16 protein-coding genes and 1 pseudogene are annotated in these 20,682 nt (G+C 40.1%); 7 read left to right on the forward strand and 10 right to left on the reverse strand.

Annotated elements, in window-relative coordinates; all coding sequences use genetic code 11:
* Window positions 1-365 precede the first annotated feature (365 nt).
* From CDC33_RS09930 to CDC33_RS09945, 4 genes are all read left to right on the forward strand, one after another.
* On the forward strand, window positions 366-1,397 hold the full coding sequence (locus CDC33_RS09930; protein ID WP_109008343.1) for a FecCD family ABC transporter permease: 1,032 nt from the start codon (window positions 366-368) through the stop codon (window positions 1,395-1,397).
* Complete coding sequence (locus tag CDC33_RS09935; RefSeq protein ID WP_109008344.1) at window positions 1,394-2,434, forward strand: FecCD family ABC transporter permease; 1,041 nt, start codon at window positions 1,394-1,396, stop codon at window positions 2,432-2,434. Before CDC33_RS09930 ends, CDC33_RS09935 begins: the two co-directional genes overlap by 4 nt.
* Window positions 2,435-2,452: 18 nt before the next feature.
* The gene (locus CDC33_RS09940) at window positions 2,453-3,274 is read left to right on the forward strand and encodes an ABC transporter ATP-binding protein (protein ID WP_109008345.1); all 822 of its coding nucleotides are present in this window, start codon (window positions 2,453-2,455) and stop codon (window positions 3,272-3,274) included.
* Between the two features lie 61 nt (window positions 3,275-3,335).
* Window positions 3,336-5,147, forward strand: coding sequence for an ABC transporter ATP-binding protein (locus CDC33_RS09945; RefSeq protein WP_109008346.1), 1,812 nt, complete (start codon window positions 3,336-3,338; stop codon window positions 5,145-5,147).
* 122 nt (window positions 5,148-5,269) lie between these two features.
* Here CDC33_RS09945 and CDC33_RS09950 read toward each other — a convergent pair whose 3' ends face one another.
* The 7 genes and pseudogenes from CDC33_RS09950 to ilvD form a co-directional block, all read right to left on the reverse strand.
* Complete coding sequence (locus CDC33_RS09950; protein ID WP_109008347.1) at window positions 5,270-5,587, reverse strand: DUF1636 family protein; 318 nt, start codon at window positions 5,585-5,587, stop codon at window positions 5,270-5,272.
* Between the two features lie 4 nt (window positions 5,588-5,591).
* Window positions 5,592-6,611, reverse strand: coding sequence for an iron-siderophore ABC transporter substrate-binding protein (locus tag CDC33_RS09955; RefSeq protein WP_244919191.1), 1,020 nt, complete (start codon window positions 6,609-6,611; stop codon window positions 5,592-5,594).
* Window positions 6,612-6,816: 205 nt separating this feature from the next.
* Complete coding sequence (locus CDC33_RS09965) at window positions 6,817-9,639, reverse strand: TonB-dependent receptor (protein WP_109008349.1); 2,823 nt, start codon at window positions 9,637-9,639, stop codon at window positions 6,817-6,819.
* 1,125 nt (window positions 9,640-10,764) lie between these two features.
* On the reverse strand, window positions 10,765-14,070 hold the full coding sequence (dpdE, locus tag CDC33_RS09970; RefSeq protein ID WP_109008350.1) for a protein DpdE: 3,306 nt from the start codon (window positions 14,068-14,070) through the stop codon (window positions 10,765-10,767).
* 124 nt (window positions 14,071-14,194) lie between these two features.
* Window positions 14,195-14,422: pseudogene (locus CDC33_RS09975) on the reverse strand (CHAT domain-containing protein); the annotation flags it as partial.
* On the reverse strand, window positions 14,410-14,784 hold the full coding sequence (locus tag CDC33_RS09980; protein ID WP_439956634.1) for a filamentous hemagglutinin N-terminal domain-containing protein: 375 nt from the start codon (window positions 14,782-14,784) through the stop codon (window positions 14,410-14,412). The pseudogene CDC33_RS09975 and the gene CDC33_RS09980, both read right to left, overlap by 13 nt.
* Window positions 14,785-14,932: 148 nt before the next feature.
* Complete coding sequence (gene ilvD, locus CDC33_RS09985; protein ID WP_109008352.1) at window positions 14,933-16,642, reverse strand: dihydroxy-acid dehydratase; 1,710 nt, start codon at window positions 16,640-16,642, stop codon at window positions 14,933-14,935.
* A gap of 104 nt (window positions 16,643-16,746) precedes the next feature.
* Here ilvD and CDC33_RS09990 point away from each other — a divergent pair, with 104 nt between their 5' ends.
* The 3 genes from CDC33_RS09990 (at window position 16,747) to CDC33_RS38550 (ending at window position 18,529) form a co-directional block, all read left to right on the forward strand.
* A complete protein-coding gene (locus tag CDC33_RS09990) occupies window positions 16,747-17,655 on the forward strand; it encodes a LysR family transcriptional regulator (RefSeq protein ID WP_109008353.1) in 909 nt (302 codons plus the stop codon).
* A 142-nt stretch (window positions 17,656-17,797) separates the two neighbouring features.
* Window positions 17,798-18,214 carry an alternative ribosome rescue aminoacyl-tRNA hydrolase ArfB gene (gene arfB, locus CDC33_RS09995; protein WP_109008354.1) on the forward strand — a complete coding sequence of 139 codons (417 nt, stop codon included), beginning with the start codon at window positions 17,798-17,800 and terminating at the stop codon, window positions 18,212-18,214.
* 138 nt (window positions 18,215-18,352) lie between these two features.
* Window positions 18,353-18,529 (forward strand): hypothetical protein, encoded by a 177-nt coding sequence (locus CDC33_RS38550; protein WP_181373956.1) that lies wholly within the window; start codon window positions 18,353-18,355, stop codon window positions 18,527-18,529.
* 330 nt (window positions 18,530-18,859) lie between these two features.
* On the opposite strand, the gene CDC33_RS10000 is transcribed toward CDC33_RS38550, so the two are convergent.
* From CDC33_RS10000 to CDC33_RS10010, 3 genes are all read right to left on the reverse strand, one after another.
* On the reverse strand, window positions 18,860-19,366 hold the full coding sequence (locus tag CDC33_RS10000) for a GNAT family N-acetyltransferase (RefSeq protein ID WP_109008355.1): 507 nt from the start codon (window positions 19,364-19,366) through the stop codon (window positions 18,860-18,862).
* Window positions 19,367-19,398: 32 nt separating this feature from the next.
* Entirely contained in the window at window positions 19,399-19,953 is a 555-nt protein-coding gene (locus tag CDC33_RS10005; RefSeq protein WP_109008356.1) for a pyridoxamine 5'-phosphate oxidase family protein, read from the reverse strand.
* 109 nt (window positions 19,954-20,062) lie between these two features.
* The gene (locus CDC33_RS10010; RefSeq protein WP_109008357.1) at window positions 20,063-20,587 is read right to left on the reverse strand and encodes a DUF937 domain-containing protein; all 525 of its coding nucleotides are present in this window, start codon (window positions 20,585-20,587) and stop codon (window positions 20,063-20,065) included.
* Between the last annotated feature and the right edge of the window lie 95 nt (window positions 20,588-20,682).

A 20,682-nucleotide genomic window follows, 5' to 3' on the forward strand; every position in this document is an offset into this window, starting at 1 on the left:
ATTGTATTCCGAGCTTCTTGCGCCATTTAAAATAGTATGTTTATTTCCGCCGTGCTGTACTAGTCTCTAGTGCCCAGGAACCTTTTCGGTAACAAGGCAAAGCTGTACGTAAGTGACTTTGACAAAGCAGATTTAAGTTAATCTAACAATATCACTCTATTGAGAAAATTTGTCAAGCTATAAAGAGTATCCTTTATTCCGTGTAAAAAATGGGGAAATGGCTACACGATGATGTAATCTATAATATTTATCAAGAAAGATTATCAACTTTAATGATTATGAAAGCTGTTAAATATTATGAGTAGCAATGTAGAGTATTTTTCATTTATTTTATTTGAACCACAATCCTGGGTAGGATAGTACAAATGATCAAAGCGGCGATAGTGTCACCGAAACGATTGAAAAAGCCACAAATATCGGCTTTTTTTGGTCTGGCTTTGGCAGTGTGTATGCTGCTTATTTGCTTGGTGTACAGTGTGACGCTAGGTGCAGCAGAAATACCTTTAGACAAGATTTTTACATCTTTTATAGCCTTTGATGGTTCCTACGATCACTTAGTCATTCAGACAGTAAGATTACCGCGATCGCTAATTGCTATTTTTGTAGGTTCAGCCCTTGCTGTATCGGGAGCATTGATGCAGGGTTTGACACGAAACCCCTTAGCAGATCCAGGTATTTTGGGTATTGAGTCGGGAGCCGCCCTCTTTGTAGTTGTGGCAACTTTTGTTTTTGGCAGTTCATCCCTAAGTATTTACGCTCTTGTGGCCTTTTTGGGTGCGGGAGTAACAGCAGTGTTAGTTTACATCCTTGGTTCTCTGGGACGAGGAGGAGCTACCCCACTGAATTTGACAATAGCGGGAGCGGCGTTGACTGCTCTAATTTCTTCCTTCACCACCGGTATCCTCATTGTTAGTCAACAAACACTCGAACAAGTGAGATTTTGGTTAGCTGGTTCATTATCTGGTCGAGATTTTAATTTATTCTTGCAACTACTGCCTTTTGTCAGCATGGGATTAGTTATAGCTTTTGCCCTCGGCAGACAAATTACCACTATGAGTTTAGGTGAAGATATCGCTAAAGGTTTGGGGCAACAGACAGCTTGGATCAAAATATTTACCGCTATCAGCGTAGTTTTACTAGCAGGAAGTTCCGTTGCCCTTGCAGGGCCAATCGGCTTCATTGGTTTAGTCGTTCCCCATATAGTGAGATTTTACATTAAAGCCGATTATCGTTGGATATTACCTTATTGTGCAGTTTTGGGAGCAATTTTACTTTTAGTTGCAGATATTGCTGCCCGTGTATTGCTCAAACCACAGGAGTTACCTGTGGGTGTAATGACAGCAATAGTTGGCGCTCCTTTTTTTGTCTACCTGGTTAAATCAAAGGTGAAAAAATGAGTTTTGATTGGCTAGTCATTCGTTCCCAAGCGATATCTTTCCGCATCGACCGACGTGTACCAGTCGTATTGTTATGTTTGGGAGTAGCGATCGCAGTGGCGATAGTGATGAATGTGGCCAAAGGTGAATATCCAATCTCGCCTTTGGATATCGTGAAAACTATATTGGGTTTAGATACAGGAAACCCAGACCATAAATTTGTGATTCAAAATCTGCGTCTACCCCGCACCCTTGTGGCTTTTATGGTGGGAATGGCGCTGGCAATTTCAGGTACTATATTTCAAGGACTGACACGCAATCCATTGGCTGATCCTGGTATTATCGGCATCAACGCTGGGGCAAATCTGGCGGCAGTTATAGTAATTGTATTGTTTCCATCAGCACCAATTTATACTTTACCTTTATCAGCCTTTGCTGGTGCTTTGTTGATGGCGATTTTAATTTACTCACTGGCTTGGAATAACGGTAGTTCTCCGATTCTATTAATTTTAATGGGTGTTGGCTTATCTGCGATCGCTAGTGCTATAACCACCTTGATGATTACCTTTGGCGAAATTTATGACGTAAGTAATGCTTTGGTTTGGTTAGCTGGGAGTGTCTATGGCCGGACTTGGGAGCAAGTCTTTTCGTTATTACCTTGGTTAATTGTTTTTATCCCAATGGCTTTGACACTAGCAAGGCATTTGAACGCCTTAAATTTGGGAGATGATGTTGCCAAAAGTTTAGGTAGTCGGGTGGAATGGCAACGTGGTTTACTCGTACTGGTGGGTGTAGCCTTAGCAGGTGCAGGAGTGGCCACCGCCGGAAATATTGGTTTTATTGGTTTAATCGCACCTCATTTAGGACGACAGTTGGTAGGTGCAACTCATGAAGGCTTGATTCCTACTTCCGCACTCTTGGGGGGAGTGATTGTTGTGATGGCAGACTTGTTAGGAAGAACGTTGTTTGCACCTATCGAACTTCCTTGTGGGGTGGTAACTGCTGCAATTGGCGCTCCTTATTTTCTTTATTTATTAATTCATAACCGCAAAAAATAAAGCTGGGAAATATCACTTATGAAAGGACTCTCAACCAAAAGTCTGTCTTTAGCTTACGATGGTGCGCTAATTATCCGTGACCTAAATTTGGCAATCCCTACCGGACAAATTAGTGTTTTAGTTGGTGCTAATGGTTGTGGAAAATCAACTTTGTTAAGAGGTTTGGCAAGATTACTTAAACCCCGTAGCGGTACGGTCTATCTTGATGGAACATCTATTTTTAATCTTTCCACCAAAGAAGTAGCACAGCAGTTAGGTATTTTGCCTCAAGGGCCAGTAGCACCGGAAGGTTTAACAGTACAAGATTTGGTAGCACAAGGACGTTACCCTTATCAAAATTGGTCGCAGCAGTGGTCGGCAAAAGATGAAAAAATCGTGCAGCAGGCACTCTTAATTACAGATTTGTTGGAATTGGCACAGAGAGCATTAGATACTTTATCCGGTGGACAACGACAAAGAGCTTGGATTGCAATGGCGTTGGCACAAGACACAGATATTTTACTTTTAGATGAACCGACTACTTTTTTAGATTTGGCGCACCAAATAGACATTTTAGATTTGTTGTATGAGTTGAATCAAAATCAGGGACGAACAATTGTAATGGTGCTGCATGATTTAAATCAGGCATGTCGTTATGCTGATCACTTAGTTGCAGTCAAAGAAGGTCGGATTTTTGCTGCTGGGGAACCAAAACTAGTAATGACTCAAGAAATGGTTCAAGAGGTTTTTGGGTTAGAGTCTCGAATTATTTCTGACCCAGTGATGGGGACACCGATGTGTGTACCGATAGGACGCAAGGGAAAAGTAGTAAATAACCAACAAATTTACTTAAATTCCTGATTCTATTTTTATTAGAAATATCGACTCTCATGAATCATCTAACTACAAAGAAGAAATAGTCGTGACAATCATATCAAAATCTCCTAGAGTATCCAATAAGCTTATAAATTCAGCCCACCCTTTACAACGCTTGCTCAACTATGGTAGCCAATATCGCCAACAAATTTGGCAAGCAACATTATGTTCTATCATCAATACGATTTTAGATTTAGCACCACCGTGGTTAATTGGTATTGCGGTAGATATTCTTGTAGAACAGCAAAATTCTGTATTTGGCAAGTTGGGTGTAAAAGATATAGTTTGGCAATTTTTATTACTTTCATTGCTCACTATCATTGTCTGGATACTAGAATCAAGTTCTGAGTATGCATATAATAGAATTTGGCGTAATTTAGCCCAAAATATCCAGCATAATTTACGCTTGGATGCTTACAATCATGTACAAGAATTAGATTCAGCTTACTTTGAAGAAAGCAGCACTGGCGGTTTGATGTCAATTTTAAACGATGATATTAACGAGTTAGAAGATTTTTTAAATTTTGGAGCCAATGAAATTATTAATATTACCACCTCACTGATCATTTTAATTGGTGGTGCATTATTCATTTTACCTCCCTACATCACCTTTGCAGCAATGTTACCAATGCCATTTATTGTTTGGGGTTCATTTAGTTATCAAAAACGTCTAGAAGCTCGTTACGCTGAGGTGCGAGAAAGGGTAAGCTTTCTGAACTCACGCCTAGCAAATAATATTAGTGGTATTACCACAATTAAAAGTTTCACTGCTGAAGCTTATGAAAGCGCTAGATTGGCAGGAGATAGCGAAGCATATAGAAAAAGTAACACCAAAGCAATTAAACTTTCTGCTGCATTTGTGCCTTTAATTAGAATGTTAGTTTTAGTAGGGTTCACAGCTTTATTATTTTGGGGAGGTATGGCAGCGTATGGTGGTCAAATATCTATTGGTAGCTATAGTGTTTTACTTGTTTTAGTACAAAGATTATTATGGCCTTTAGTAACATTAGGAGAAATATTTGACAAATATCAAAGGTCAATGGCTTCTACAAAACGGGTCATGGATTTATTAGATACTCCCATAAATATTATTACGGGAGACAAATATTTACCTATTGCTCAAGTACGTGGTGAAATTTGCTTTAAACAAGTTACTTTTGCTTATCACGATAGAGAGCCAGTAATTAAAAAATTATCCTTACATATACCCGCCGGGAAAACTATCGCTATTGTTGGTTCTACGGGTTCTGGTAAAAGCACTTTAGTTAAATTATTATTGCGATTATATGATATTTCTTCTGGCACAATCACTATTGATAATATTAATATCCAAAAATTAAATCTAGGTGATTTGCGTCGTAGTATTGGCTTGGTCAGCCAAGATGTATTCTTATTTCATGGTACTATTGCTGAAAATATCGCCTATGGTACTTTTAATGCTACCAATAAACAAATCATTGAAGCTGCGAAAATTGCCGAAGCTGATGATTTTATTATGCGGCTACCCCAAGGTTATGAGACAATAGTTGGAGAACGAGGTCAAAAATTATCTGGTGGACAACGCCAAAGAATTGCGATCGCTAGGGCTGTTTTGAAGAATCCACCTATTTTAATTTTAGATGAAGCCACCTCAGCAGTAGATAATGAAACTGAGGCTGCTATTCAGCGTTCTTTAGAACGGATTACAGTTAATCGAACGACCATAGCCATAGCTCATCGTCTTTCCACTATCCGCAATGCTGATTGTATTTATGTGATGGAATATGGAGAATTAGTTGAGTCGGGAACACATGAAGCATTATTGGATAAGAAGGGGATTTATGCTAGCTTATGGAACGTGCAATCAGGGGTGAAATAAAAAGTTTAGACTTTACCAGCTTGATTAATCGCGATCGCGGTTGCTCCAATAATTGAGTCACAAAGCTATGATATTATAGGCGGAATTTGGGCGAAAATCGCAGACTGCCAAACTTTCGGAAGCTATTCCCAAGCTATAGCCCCTTTACGCTTTTTAATATACAGTTGCATAAATTCTACTAATGCTGCTGGGCTTTCTTCTGGGAGAAGATTCACAAACAGATAGGTGGGTTTGTCTTGGCTAGATACAGCTACAACACAGCCTTGACTGCAAGCCCATAAACATTTAACTGGGTGAATTTCAAATTTGTCAGCATGTAATTCATCACATAAACTATTTAGTTTTTCAAGTAAAATAGTGCCATCGAAAGGCGAAGTTTCTGGTCGTTCTTCAGATGAACGGTGGCAGGATTTGCAGACAAATAGCGTGTGTTTGGGCATGGACTTAAGGAGTTTTTACGAGGTATTTATAGAGGTCATCGATTACTGCATCAGCTGCAAGTAAATTTGACTCCCTCCAAGTTGACAGATTTATAATATATACATGATTTTGTTGAACAGCTTTAAGGGTATTCCATAGTGGTTTTTGTTTGAGTTTATTAAAGGTTTTTCCTTCATCATCCCCATCAAAGCCTATAAATATAACATCACCATCAATTTTCGATAATTCTTCTTCAGGAATAAAAATGTATCCGTATGGAGTAATCACATCTTGTAATTCTGTGCGTTGCAGACCCACATCATTCAGGATTGAGCCAGCAAATACATTTTTTAGTTCGCTAATAAATATAGGGCGATTGCTATCTTCTACATAAACATAAGAAACTTTTTTATTTTGATAGCGATCGCCTAGTGCCGCTTTCAGTTCTCGAATTCGATGATAATAATGATTCCAAGCCTGTTGAGAAGCATTTTCTCTTCCTAAAACTTTGATGACAAAATTAAAATGCTCCTTCCATTGACGGGGGCCTTCCCAACCAGTTTGTACAGTTGGGGCAATTTTTGATAGTAGAGGATAAATACTTATATCGTCGCTCAAATTTATAATCAAATCGGGTTTGAGTTGTAATATTTTTTCTAGATTGGGTTGAGTAACATCTCCCACCGATTGAATCCCATCTATTTTTCCTTCAAAATATTTAGGAAAATCACTTTTCTGATATCCAGTTGCACTTCCAATTGGTTTAACACCAAGAGCAACTAAATTGCCCAAGGTAGCTATATGTAAGGCGATAATACGTTGAGGATTTTGAGGTACACAAGTTTCTCCTGCTAGATGCTGAATTATCCGACAGTTCACCGGGCGAGATAATTCGTTTAGATTTTCTGCATTTTTAGTTAATTTTTGATTGCAAGCAGAAAACAGGAAAGTTGTTAGGCTAGCAAGTATAAATATAATTATTGCACGACTTACTTTCTTCATCAGAGGAATAATGACAGGATTTGCAGACGAATGTGCAAGCACATTCCCTATAAAGTAACAACATGCTGGGGGTTAACGGGAACACAGGTTTCCCCCATTGTGTGTTTAACTATGCGACATTCTGCGGTTGCTAGTTTAGGTGAATAGGATATATTTTGAGATGCCTGATGATTGCAAGCTGTAACTAAAGTAAATTTTAAGATGCCCAATATTAGCCAACAGAAAAAAATTCGCATTGTCTCAATTATTAAAATTGCCAGGAAACTGTTCCTTGAAGTGTAAAAGGCTGCCCGTAATAAACACGATTAGAATTAAGCGCACTTTCAAAATAGTTTATGTCAAATAGATTTTTGAAGTTGAGTGCAACTCGGAACTTATCTCGGTTATAGAAAATCGCCGCATCAGTGCGAACATAACTAGGCACATCATAAGTATTGGGCAAATCTCCAGCGCGATCGCCTACAAAAAACAAGCCGAATCCAGCCCCTAAACCTTGTAATTCCCCTTGTTGAATTTCGTAGCTTGTCCATAAGTTAAAAGAATGGTCTGCGGTATTTGGTAAGCGCTTTCCAACAAATTCAGGATTAATATCTTCCGTAGTATGTGCATCGATATAAGCATAGCCTGCATATACATTCCAGCCCGGCAAAATTTCACCTGCAATATTTAGTTCAATACCTTGGCTATTTTGCTCACCTACTTGGATAAAAAAACCTGAACGATCAGGGTCTGCTGTAGAGACATTAGTACGGGTTAAATCAAAGAATGCGAGTGTTGCAGAAAGTCGATCGCTCAAATCTGCCTTTACCCCAATCTCATACTGATTACCACGTTCTGGCTGCAAGGAAGAGTCAACACTAAAAAAGAATGTACCGCCTGGTGGGGTAAATGAACTTGTGTAACTTGCATAGAGTGAGATGGCTGGGATGGGTTGATAGACAATCCCAAAACGAGGACTAAATGCACTATCTGATGCACTGCTTTCTGTGTTATTGATGAAATCTGTATATTTCCGATCAAAAGTATCAAACCGCACGCCTAACAACAACTTTAAGCCTTCTGAGAGTGTAACTTGGTCTTGAACATAAATTCCCCATGAGTTGGTGAGCGAGCGATCGCTACTTTCAAAAACGATGGCTGCTCCCGGTATTTTTGCTTGACCATAAATAGGATCAAAGATATCAATCGGGTTCGCTTCCCGTTCAGCATATATTGGTGACAAGTTTTCTAAACTATTAAAATCAACTCCAAATAGTAGTTGATGCTGAATTGAACCAGTGGAGAACTTGCCAACCAAATTTGTGGTCAAAGTATAATTTGTATTTTCAAGCTCGTATTCTCGATCTACACGATTAAAAGTTCGATTGTCTGCATCCAATCTTCCGGGAAGCGTAAGTTGGTCACTGTAATCACGAGACACAAACCGAAACGCATTGCGTAATGACCAGTTATCATTAAATTTATGTTCTAGTTGGTATCCAAGCCTTGTAATTGTCTGTTCAAATTCGTCAGAAGGTTCACCAAAGTTGCGGTTACGAGAGACTTCACCGATGGGGTTAGATAATACACTGCCAATTACAGGTACGCCAGATGCGTAGGAATCTCTTGTCTTGATGTATTCTCCCTCTAATATGAGGTTAGTTCTCTCGCCAATGTCCACACTGATAACAGGCGATATGTTTAAGCTTTCACCATTAAAGAAATCAACAAAACTATCTGAATTTCTGTAGGCTACGTTGAGACGATATAAAGCCGTCTTTGAGTCATCTAACGGCCCTGATAAATCAATTGCACCTCGATAATAACTATAAGTTCCAACGGTTGCGTCAATACCATAAAAAGGTTCGCTTAAAGGACGTTTAGATATTAGGTTGATACTTCCCCCTGGATTACCTAAACCAAATAGCACTGATGCAGGCCCTTTGAGAACTTCGACTCGCTCAATACTGGAAAGTTCACTCACTTCTCCAGCTACAGGGTCAAGTAGCCCATCTCTGAGGAAATTTGTTGCTGTTGCCTCGAATCCGCGAATGGTATAAGTGGTAAGTGGCCCAAAGTTAAAGTTCTGATTAACACCAGGGACGTTTCTAACCGCATCTTCTATGCGAGTCACCTGTTGGTCGCGCAACACTTCTTGAGGCACTACCTGAATCGATTGAGGAATATCACGCAAAGGTGTATCGGTCTTTGTCCCAGTCGTAGTATTCGTTACGCGATACCCATCTTGCTCTCCTGTCACCACCAACTCAATCGGCTCATCCGGCTGCGCTGCTGATTCCTCTTGTGGTGTCTCACTTGCTGGCTGTTGTGCTTGTGGTGTTTGGGGCTGCTGTGATGGCTGCGTTGCTGTTGCAGCAGAATTTATCCCAAAAACCAGCCCTGCATTATCATCAAATAACTCAACTGTGGGTGACTTTGCATCACCTACAACTGTCACTCGAACAGTATTTGCATCAATATTTATAACCGTTATTTCAGTAACTCCCGCAAGGGGTTTTTCTGAACGAAATACGAAAGCCTCACCACTGGGTAAACGCAGTTGGGCATTGGGAATATCAGCAATAAAGTTATTATCCTGACTGCGATTTGTAACTTGCAGTTGTTCTCCAAGAGATGTCTCTAAAATTACCTCTATACCTGTGTTTGTGGGATTTGCCTTGACTCCCGTGATTGGTATGATTTGTTCCCCAGTTCTTTGTTCTGGGTTAGGGGGATTGGTTGGTGTTGGTGACTGTACCAGCATTTGGGCGCTAGTAGCGGGAAGTTCGATTTCGCTGAGTTGACGAATATTTTTACTTGTTTTATCCGATACTCTTTGCAGTGAACTTGCAATTTGAGACTTAAAGAGTCGGGATTTCCTGGTGCTGGGAGCTAATACTGAAGATTTGCGGTTCGCAAATTTTTTATCTGTAACTGCAAGCTTCTGATCTAATGCAGATTTTCCTACTCTCTGGGTAGAAGATTTGCCTTGAATATCCTCTCGTACTTCCTCACCTTTAGCAGGAGCGTTAATCACAACAACAACCGCACCTGTTAGCAGCAGGGTTTGAAAAAATTTATCTAACTTCATTGATCCGCTTACACTCAATCACACTACTTAGTCGTACCCGAAGACACAATGACAATCTTTGAAAATAATTGTCATTTAGGTTTAAGCTAGTTGAATCATATTATGAAGTGATGCAAGACACAAGATAATTAATAATCTTTTTTATTTAATATGAATGCCAAGCAGCAATAATTCTTATAGCTAGGTGTTTGCTTGACACATAATTAACTATTGAGTTGGTATCTAAAATTACTTACAATATAAGTATATATCAAAGCCAAAGTAGTTTTATTAATTACGGTTCTGCTCCAATTAGGATGAAACCGTAAGTAATGTAGCCTTATGCAAAACTTAGATATCTGTTTTGGGATGAAATTTTAAATAGTATATTGGTTACCATGTATAATACAGATATATTAATAAAACTTATGATTTAACTCTTATTCATATAAATTATCTATAAAACTATATTGCTAAAGCAACTTATTCTCGTTAAGGTAATCAAGAATAAATAAATATTACTTGCAATAGTGAAAATATTTATCCAAAAAAACTTGATGGAAGTCGTGCGCTTAAAAAGCTTTACGCAGACCATTGGTGAAAGGTTAAGATAATCTTACTTTTGTCAATTAGAAAATATGCTTAAAATTTGGAAAGAGCAGAGGTATGAAACTCACTCTTGTACTGAACTTCGGCGACAACAATGAATGATATGTATCAAGATGACGCGTAGGCGTAGCCCGTCGTAGGCATCGCCTCCTCAAAAATTGTGTTTCCGACCCCGATTTTCACAACATTTTAAGTAAAGAGTGCTTATTGACAATTGCTATTCGACCTTAACCTCTCACGAATATACGCAGACAGACAGAGATGCTTTTACCTTTTTGTTAGATGGGGAAACAGAACCAAATAGTATACGAACATGATAAGCTGATGCGCGAAAAGAATTGTACATTGCAATCGTTAATATTGTCCTTTGAAATACAAATGACTAATGACTAATGACTAATGACTAATGACAACCCTCACGAGTAAATATCCAATCTTATTTGCGTAACAGCTTATAAACACCGTTGACAGGGAAAAATTACTCCTATCCGCAGCTAACTACCGATTTATAGAGCTTCTTTGAGTTATGGAAAGCAGTTAGTCAAATTGTACAAGCGATCGCCCCGATACAATAATAAAACCGACAGAATCAAGTCTAATTTGGGGCTGGCGAATTCCCTCTAGAATGGCTGCATTTAAAGCAGTTTCTATGTTCAATTCTTCAGCTAATGCATTATCCCAATTTTGCTGATTCAGACGCAGCCGTAATTGTTCGACTCTATTAGCTAATTTCTTTTCGGCGACCTTAGCACAACTTTGGCATAAATCAATAAAATCGGGACGATTAGAGAGTAATTCTGAAGAAGTATTACGCACTTGATAGCAGAAATTTTGCCATTTACTAGGGTCAACAAAATCGTCAATAATTCCTAAGCGCTCTTTTGCTAGATTGTAATCTCGTCCTTGATTGTTGTTTTTATCTTTATATGGACGTTGCAGAATGCTTAAGAGCGCTTTATCTTCAACAGTGCGTATTGGCTCCTGGCGACCATTAACATAGATAGTTTCTATAATTGGCGGAAATAGAGCATCGACACGTCGCTGCAAGTTTTTGAATTGAGAATTATCTAGTTTGTTATCTAGTAAAACAAGTTTTGCAAGTTTTAAATTTGCCTCGACTACATAATTGCATTGGAAACCGAACCATTCCTTCCCTTCTTTAGAGTCCCAAGATGCATCAGTGCGCCACATCGCAAAGGCTTCACCTCGGTCATCCCAGTTTATATAGTTCCAGAGTGCTTCAATAAATCCTTCCCCAACTCGAAAGAGTTTAATACCAGGATTCTGGTTTGCTACCCTGCGATTATAAGTACCAAATTGGTCTAGGGAACTCTCAGCAAAACGATTTTTTAAGTCATTTATGGGAACTAATGTCCGCGTTGTCGGTTGATAACGTCGCATTTCTGATGAGTCGGGATTATTCAGTCCTCTGAATCCCAATGCGTCACAAATCCAGCCTTCAATTGCTCGCCTAATTTCTAGATGACAAGCATCGTAATTATCTAACTCTTGAAAATACTCGGTGGCAATTTCATCGTTAGCGTCAATTTCATCTAGAGCATTTTGTTCACTAATTTTTGCTATTTCAGCTTCAATTTGTTCTTGAATTGGCGGAATCATCTCTAACAGTTCAGCAGCACCTGATTGAAACAAAACTGTTTCTAATTCTGCAAGTTTCTCATCCACATAAAACTGGAGACTGGCAATTGATTGCTGGAATATACCAAACCCATCTTTCAATACTTTATACCAAGCATTGTGAGGACTATCTTCCAAGTAGGGGCCAATCAATACACAAGATTGGACTCCAATTTTGCTGCCAATACGGTCAAGTCTGCCAATTCTTTGCTCTAATTGATTAGGCGACCAAGGAAGGTCAAAATGAATTAACCAATCGGCAAACTGGAGGTTACGCCCTTCTTCTCCAGAGCGATCGCATACTAAAATAAAGCAGTTTGGGTTATTCTTGAACTTATTTAAGCCTTCCTCAACCTTATCTGGTGATTCTCCAAATTGATGGCTGGCTACTGTCTCTGCACCAAAGGTATCAGATAAATACCGGACAATTTCGCCGCAAGTTTGCACAAAACTGGTAAATACAACAAATTTGGGCAGAATATCGCCAGTAATTGGTCTTTTGATTCTCTGCTGTATCCTCGTGATGAATTCCTTTTGATTCTTCCGAACATTTGCGGGAATTTTAAAGTATGTACCTAGCTGATTCAGCAGTACTGTTTTCAAATTTTCCGTCCGTTGTCCGTCCTCTTGAGGTTGACGAATAATTTTTAGCAAGGATTGCAGAATCTCTTCTTCCCCTGAGAATTTTGGAGTTGTAGTTAATAGGCGAATATCATCTTCTTTAAACTCCTGGATGAGTTTAGCATGAGGCTTACCAGTTAACCGGGCGGTAATTACCTGCTCTAAAATGCCTAACCAAGTACCAGCAGCTAGGAATAATAACAGAAAAATTCGCTGATATTGCTCACCAGGAGCAACACTACGCCATTGATTGAGTAGTTCGTGGATATCAAGCGATCGCTCGTCTAAATCATACTCTTCTTTCGGCGTAAAATTCCGGTCAAATATCACATCTTCCACCGCAGCGCGACGGTTGCGAAGCATTCGGCGGTGTAGTCGATAGATATCGCTGACATGGACGCGAATCGCTTGGAGAATTTGCTCTTGCTCGGTAGAATTTGCTGGTAAATTTTCTAAATCATCCGCCAGCTTCAGTAAATACTCATCCTCAGCGAAGAGGTTTCGCAGTTGCTGCAAGTTGCTTTTGAGGACAGCAGGTTCCGCACCTTCTTTAAAAGAAAGCAGAACTTTACCAATTTGCTGACGGCTTTCAACTTTGGCCCGAAAACCTGGTAAATCACCAAGTTTATAGGTTGTCGGGTCAAGCAAGTGCAACATTGCTAAGAAATCTTGCTCGTGATTGAGAACAGGAGTAGCAGATAATAAAAGTAAGCGATCGCTTTTATGAGCAAGTTCTTTGCAAGTCTGAAAACGCTGGCGCACTGCCGCATCCTTAGAAGTTGCCATTGCTGCGATATGATGGGCTTCATCTAAAATTAAGCAGCCTATCTTCGCTTTCAGGTTGACTTTATGGATATCTTCAACCGCTAGCACAGCTACCCGTTTGCCAAAATGGGAAATGTAAAATTTGTTTTCTAACTCAAGCCGCCATTGTTTGAGCAAATATTGCGGAACTAATACCACCGCATTTTTTTTCGGTTCATCCAGAAGGAATTGACGTAGAATCGCACCCGCTTCGATGGTTTTTCCTAGTCCCACCTCGTCTGCTAGCAAGTAGCGTTGAATTGGGTCTTCCAGTACCCGCCGCACAACTTCAACTTGGTGAGGATAAAGATTGATATTTGCCGAAATCAGTCCCGTCATCCCGCGACTGACAGCGCGTTGCTTAATCAAGGATTTGACGAAAGCCAATCTTTTGTCGTGGAAGTAGGGGGTTTCGTGACCCTTCATCGCCAGAGTTTCGATGGGGTCTGTGTTTGGGAGATTACAACGAACGTAAATGTCTTCTTCAGTAGCGATCGCAGTTTTCTTATCTGGTAAATCAATTTGATACATTTCTGTATCTTCATCCCAGATGAAAACTCTACCAACTATCCATTTATCCTGCGTTTTGGACTTAATATAGCATCGAGCTTGGGGTTCAAGCCTAACTTGAGACAGAGAATTTAAAGGTAAAGTTTTTTGAAGACGTTGCCCTATAGAGCAGAAATACTCAACATTCGCATTGGTATCAGATATTTCAGTAACTTTTCCTATACCCAAATAGTTATTCTGGGACTGTACCAATAAACCGAGCTTAATCATAGATCCAGTCCCCTGAACACATTAAAAGAACCTTCCAGACTAGTTTGTTCACCTATATCTGGCAGTTTTCTCGATCAACATTATAGATAATAAACTGGCATCACAGTTTTTGTTATAGAATTTGTCAAAGCCAGTTACCAACTAAAACATAAGGTGCCCAGTAGCCAGGACGACTGTAATTAGGATAGTCTTTTAACAACTTTATTTGGGCACGACGCAAAGCTTCAGCCTTTGTTACCTCAGTTTTAACTAACTGACGATAAAATTCACCAATTAAGATAGCAGTAGATTTATCACTGATATGCCATAGTGAAGCCAAGGTACTACGGGCGCCAGCTTTCACGGATGCTCCTCTAGGCGGGAATTGTTCCCAAATAAAATACCATTGGGATTGATAAAAAATAAATTTGCACCACCATCTACCCCCAAAGTGCCAAGAATATTGGAGACGTTACTTCCTGTCACCCTTGTGAGAATATTGGAAATTCCCGTAGGATTGGCAAAATAAACACGTTGCAACTCCCCCACATTGAATTCCTGAAAACTATGGAACAAGTTTGCACCGCGAATTGCTCCGCCATCAATGCGATCGCCAACACTACCTTTAATATTGACATTGGGAGTGATTTTTGAAGAGCGATCGCCCAATGTTCTATCAGGAGTAATCTGGGCTAAAGCGTGATTTTCACAACAAAATATGACATGAGCAAGCACTCCAGTAATGCTAAAAACTGTTAGTAATAATAATAATACCAATTTGAAATATCATTCAAAACTGCCTAGAATAATGCTTCTAGCTTGCCACTATCCTATAGCCTCCTCTTGTAGAGAGACGCGATATATCGCGTCTCTACCTTACTTCCTACTCATTAAATAAATCCAAGTCTGTGACAGCACCAATACTGCTAGAGGAAACTAACTTCGCATATTTTGCTAAGATGCCTTTTGTATAACGGGGTGGACGGGGTTGCCATTTGGCGCGGCGACGGGCTAACTCTGCATCAGAAATGTTGATTTGTAACAAGCGAACAGGTGCATCAATAGTGATGCTATCACCTTCTTCGACCAGAGCGATCGCACCACCAACGGCGGCTTCAGGAGCAACGTGTCCGACTACCATCCCGTAAGTCCCGCCTGAAAAGCGTCCATCAGTAATTAATCCGACTGCATCACCTAAACCTGCACCAATAAGTGCTGAGGTGGGAGCCAACATTTCCCGCATACCAGGGCCGCCTTTAGGCCCTTCGTAGCGGATGATAATTACATCACCAGCTTTAATCTTACCTGCAAGGATGGCATCTAAGCATTCTTCCTCGGAATCAAATACCCGTGCAGTACCAGTAAGACTGGGATTTTTCACCCCGCTAATTTTGGCGACTGCTCCCTCTGTAGCCAGATTCCCTTTCAGGATGGCTAAGTGACCTTGGGCATACATCGGGTTATTCCAGGGACGAATCACATCTTGATTAGTGGGTGGTTCATTGGGGACATCTGCTAAAATTTCGCCGATGGTTTTACCTGTAATGGTGATACAGTCACTGTGAAGTAATCCATGTACCAATAGCATTTTCATGACTTGGGGAATACCACCAGCTTGATGTAAATCTGTGGCGACATATCTACCACTGGGTTTTAAATCACATAAAACAGGAACACGACCACGGATAGTTTCAAAATCATCTAGATTAAGTTCTACACCAACCGCACGAGCGATCGCTAGAAAATGTAACACGGCGTTAGTTGAACCACCCACAGCCATAATTACAGAAATAGCATTTTCTATAGATTTACGGGTGATAATTTGTCGAGGTAACAGTTGATTACGAATTGCTTCTACTAATACCTTGGCTGATTCTTCGGTGCTATCGGCTTTTTCGTCATCTTCTGCCGCCATTGTGGAAGAATAGGGTAAACTCATACCCATAGCTTCAAAGGCAGAGGACATAGTATTAGCTGTGTACATCCCGCCACAAGAACCAGCACCAGGACAAGCGCGGCGTTCTACTTCCATCAGTTCGGTGTCGTCAATTTTACCAGCACTGTATTCACCCACAGCCTCAAAGGAACTCACAAGAGTCAAGTTGCGACCCTGGTAATGTCCAGGTTTAATTGTTCCACCGTAAACAAAGATAGCCGGGATATTCATCCGTGCCATTGCAATCATTGCCCCTGGCATATTTTTATCACAGCCACCGATGGCAATCACACCATCCATACTCTGACCATTACAGGCTGTTTCAATAGAGTCAGCAATTACTTCTCGTGACACTAGGGAATATTTCATCCCCTCAGTTCCCATCGAAATCCCATCACTAATAGTAATTGTGCCGAACATTTGCGGCATTGCCCCAGCTAGTTTTATTCCAGCTTCAGCTATGAGTGCTAGTTGATTAATCCCCATGTTACAGGGAGTGATGGTGCTGTAGGCATTAGCCACACCCACAATTGCTTTGTTAAAGTCTTCATCCTGAAAACCTACTGCACGCAGCATAGCCCGATTTGGCGATCGCTGCACTCCTTGTGTAACAACTTTACTTCTAAAATTCTCTGACGAAATTGTTTTTTCATCCATTGCTTTGGCCTTGCTCAAATCTTTGTAAGAGTATGATATGTAGACTTTTTTAAGATGTCCAATATATATTTATTGTAAATTGAGACTTATAAACTATCAAAAATATGGAACTACGACACCTGCGCTACTTTATTGCTGTAGCTGAGGAACTACATTTTACTAAAGCCGCAGAAAGGCTGCATATAGCTCAACCGCCTTTGAGCCAACAAATTCAGCAACTAGAAGCAGAACTAGGAGTAAAACTTTTTGAACGCAAAACTAAGCGACAAGTACAACTAACAGAAGCTGGTAAGGTTTTTTTACAAGAGGCTTATCAACTACTGGTGCAACTAGAAACAGCAGTGGAGCGGACTCAAAGGACTGGAAGAGGTGAAACAGGTCAACTCCGAATCGGATTTACTAGTTTGGTAATTTACGACCTATTACCCTTAATTTTGCGGCAATTTCGTGAGCAATTTATGGAAGTAGAACTAGTCTTACTAGAGTTAACTACAAGTAAACAGGAGCAAGCACTGAGAGATTCATTAATCCATGTGGGTTTTGCTCATCCACCTTTAGAAGATGACACATTATCTTATAAATGCATTCACAGCGAAACTTTAGTTGTGGCTTTGTCCTCAACTCATTCATTGGCTGAAAAAGAACACATCTGTGTACAATCACTTTTAAGTGAACCTTTGATCATGTTTCCCCGCTATCTAGCCCCAGGACTTTATGATCGCATCATGAGTCTTTTTCAGCAGGTAAATTTCAAACCTAACATTACTCAGGAGGCAATTCAAATGCAAACAATTATTGGACTAGTCTCGGCTGGAATGGGCGTGGCGATTACACCATCTTCTCTACAGAATCTTCAAAGGTCTGGTGTAGTTTATCGTCCTATTCTTGAAGAAGTACCTGTAATAGAAACTGCTGTGATCTGGCAGCAAAACAATTTAACGCCTATTCTAGAGAATTTTTTAAAATTTACTCAAAAAGCTATTAGTAAGTTTAAAGAAATACACGACTACTAATAGACCTCTTGGTAATATGGGATAGTTAACAATAGCGCGAGCGATCGCTAGAAGACCAAGACGTAGTAATAGATTATACCGAACAAACCGAGTAAATGATTTTTATCCTAAATTGAAAAGTTCCTCTTTTATCTTGTGAGTAATGCTGCAAATTTCCAACAAAGTGATTATCCCACAGAGTGAGATTCAAATTAATGCAATTCGTTCGCAAGGAGCGGGAGGTCAAAATGTAAATAAGGTTTCCACAGCGATTCACTTGCGCTTTGATATTGCTGCTTCATCATTACCCAATTATTATAAAGAACAGCTTTTAAAGCTGAACGATCGACGGATCACCCAAGACGGAGTTATTGTAATAAAAGCGCAGGAACACCGAAGCCAAGAGAACAATCGAGAGTCAGCTTTGAAACGACTTCAAGAACTTATTCAAAGCGCAGTTGTAGTGACGATAAAACGCAAATCCACGAAACCAAGTCGCAGTTCTCAAAGAAAACGCCTTGACTACAAAACTAAGCGTGGACAGGTTAAGTCTAACAGAGCGGAAGTGACAGATTATTGATTTATAAATTAGACTTTGGCGCTCAATTGTATTGCAAAATCTTACCAGAGAACTAAGACTAATTCCTTCTATTGATTGTGGTCAATATCACTACTTAGCTGGTTAGCTTGAGAGTAGCAACTATTAAAGGTGAAAAAGATGAATAAGACATTACTAACGATTTTGATGCTTGCACTCTTACTCTTATTCATCATCTCTCCCTTTGCTGCCCTTGCTAGTTTAATGATGATAGTGTTCGTTTCGGCGTTTTTCTCTATACTAGGAAACTTGTTTCAAGTAATAATTGGTGGTGATACCGATCCTAAAGCATTTTAAGTTATATCTTGCACCTGCCTATCCCACCTAAGAATAAATTTTCTTTTCTTATAGCCTACAACCCTTACTTAGAGACTTCCAAATAAAAAATGTTCCAAAACTGACGCGAAAGCTCTCTCTATTCCTCCTCTCTCTGTGTTCTCTGCGTCTCTGTGGTTCGTTTATTTTAGATAATTTATTTCTTGGAAGTCCCTTAGTCTTCAATAGATAGACTTTAGCTATAAGCCTCAGAATTCATTCTGAGGCATTCTTGGAGACTGGTAGTTCTGAGTTAAACGGTGCGTTAGGTTTAGCGCCATAACGCGCCTCTACAAGCGACAAACTTTAAGCTTAAAAATCAATTTTCATCTTAAAAGAGATGCTACCAACTCGATTGATTGTCTCACTGTCAGCAACAACTTCCCAGCCAAATCGTTTATACAAACCCACGGCTCGATTTGTCGCTCTGGTACTAAGTGATATTGATGAATAAGATGTTTTAGCTGCTGCTAACAAATGTGTGAGTAACTGCGTTCCTATGCCTTTATTTCTATGTTGAGGAAGAATGGCAATAGCTAGTTCAGGAATTTCGTCATCAACATAGCCATATCCTTGATTTTCACTTGTCAATAGACGCAGCCATGCCGCTCCTATCGGTTGATTACTACTTTCCAGAATAGCGACAAAGCCGCTATCATCTTTACGTCCCCAATCTTTAACATATTTTGCCAAATCAGGATTATTCATTGCATCCTGCACTGTCAAATTACCTTGTTCTTGCAGATGGGCTGCTTCGTAAAGCATTTGCCAAAGAAAAGGCTCATCTTGCTGTGTGAGTGGACGAATAGAATAATCCATAACTAATGCCCCAAAGTCCGCTTTTGTAAAATCTAAGATAATTTACTCAGTGGTGTGGCTAAACCGTCAATGCTGACAAGATTTTTTTGCTGTTGATATTCTCGAACTCCCTCTTCGCCTTTTTTACTAGCCCAGTTTACTAAAGTCTCGCGCTCACCTTGATATTCATAAAGTGGTACGCCAAAACCACAAGAAGTCTGTACTTTTTCGATATCAGCGACGATAATTTGACGAGTTCCAGGCATCGGCACAAATAAAGAGTACAAGGAGTCCCAATCTGGAGAACTCGGTAAAATCGTCTTTCCTTGGCCGTAAAGACGCAGGATACACGCGGGTTCTTCAAAGGCGCAAAACATGAAGGTTATTCGCCCATTTTCTTCCAAATGCGCTGATGTTTCGTTACCACTGCCTGTAAGGTCTACGTAACCTACACGGTTGGGAGAGATGACACGAAAGCAGCCTAAACCTTTAGGAGAGAGGTTAACATGACCCGTAGGACTCAAGGGTGCAGAGCCAACAAAGAAAAGGTGTTGGGCTGCAATAAAGCCTTGCTGTTCCTCAGTAATACAGTCAAAAACTTTAGCCATAGACTGTCTGATATATATTTACTAATTTTCTATCTTCTCAGCCTATGCTTTAGCTAAAAATCTAGCAAGGGTAACTGCCGATGTCTAAGGGAGTGGGGGTTAAGAAGTGTTACCGTTTCATATACCGACTAGCCATTTGGATGGCATCAGCGATATCGACATCACCATCGCCGTCAGCATCTAAGAAGGAATTCAATACAGAGTTACCGCCACCTTGGGGATTTTGAGCATTTGCACCTGATTGCAAAAAATTCAGTACTAAAGGTACTGCTAAAGGCAGCAATTGTTGAATTATACCAGCATCCAATCCAGTGCGCCCGGCAGCTACCTGAGCTACCTGTTGTTGTATCTGAGGAGAAAACAGCGAATTGACGGCTTGGGGGTTAGGTGAAGTCCCAGCATATTGATTAACTAGACTTTGTGCGGCTTCATTACCATCTGTGGCTTGCTTTTGTTGTAAAGCAGAACGCACTTGACTACCGACAATTGACAAAACTGATTGGATGGTAGACGGGTTTGTGCCAGTGCGATCGCTCATTTGCTGTACACTGTTAACAATACTTCCTAATTGACCTAAGCTGCCCTGTTGATTGGGATTAGCAACGGCACCAAGAATTTGATCGAAAAGTCCCATAAGTTTTCTCTCTTTGTTCTGAAAAAGCTTGCCAAAACTGGCGTAATTCCACTAATAAATTAGAACACGCGAGCTTCATAGTGAACGAATAAAAT

The sequence above is a fragment of the Nostoc commune NIES-4072 genome (assembly GCF_003113895.1).
GTDB classification, from domain to species: Bacteria; Cyanobacteriota; Cyanobacteriia; order Cyanobacteriales; family Nostocaceae; genus Nostoc; species Nostoc commune.

Excerpts from the sequence above, each read along its gene's own strand:
- CDC33_RS09930 (WP_109008343.1), top strand. The coding sequence starts at position 366 with ATGATCAAAGCGGCGATAGTGTCACCGAAACGATTGAAAAAGCCACAA.
- CDC33_RS09935 (WP_109008344.1), top strand. The coding sequence starts at position 1,394 with ATGAGTTTTGATTGGCTAGTCATTCGTTCCCAAGCGATATCTTTCCGC.
- CDC33_RS09940 (WP_109008345.1), top strand. The coding sequence starts at position 2,453 with ATGAAAGGACTCTCAACCAAAAGTCTGTCTTTAGCTTACGATGGTGCG.
- CDC33_RS09950 (WP_109008347.1), bottom strand. The coding sequence starts at position 5,587 with ATGCCCAAACACACGCTATTTGTCTGCAAATCCTGCCACCGTTCATCT.
- CDC33_RS09965 (WP_109008349.1), bottom strand. The coding sequence starts at position 9,639 with ATGAAGTTAGATAAATTTTTTCAAACCCTGCTGCTAACAGGTGCGGTT.
- dpdE (WP_109008350.1), bottom strand. The coding sequence starts at position 14,070 with ATGATTAAGCTCGGTTTATTGGTACAGTCCCAGAATAACTATTTGGGT.
- ilvD (WP_109008352.1), bottom strand. The coding sequence starts at position 16,642 with ATGGATGAAAAAACAATTTCGTCAGAGAATTTTAGAAGTAAAGTTGTT.
- CDC33_RS09990 (WP_109008353.1), top strand. The coding sequence starts at position 16,747 with ATGGAACTACGACACCTGCGCTACTTTATTGCTGTAGCTGAGGAACTA.
- arfB (WP_109008354.1), top strand. The coding sequence starts at position 17,798 with ATGCTGCAAATTTCCAACAAAGTGATTATCCCACAGAGTGAGATTCAA.
- CDC33_RS38550 (WP_181373956.1), top strand. The coding sequence starts at position 18,353 with ATGAATAAGACATTACTAACGATTTTGATGCTTGCACTCTTACTCTTA.
- CDC33_RS10000 (WP_109008355.1), bottom strand. The coding sequence starts at position 19,366 with ATGGATTATTCTATTCGTCCACTCACACAGCAAGATGAGCCTTTTCTT.
- CDC33_RS10005 (WP_109008356.1), bottom strand. The coding sequence starts at position 19,953 with ATGGCTAAAGTTTTTGACTGTATTACTGAGGAACAGCAAGGCTTTATT.
- CDC33_RS10010 (WP_109008357.1), bottom strand. The coding sequence starts at position 20,587 with ATGGGACTTTTCGATCAAATTCTTGGTGCCGTTGCTAATCCCAATCAA.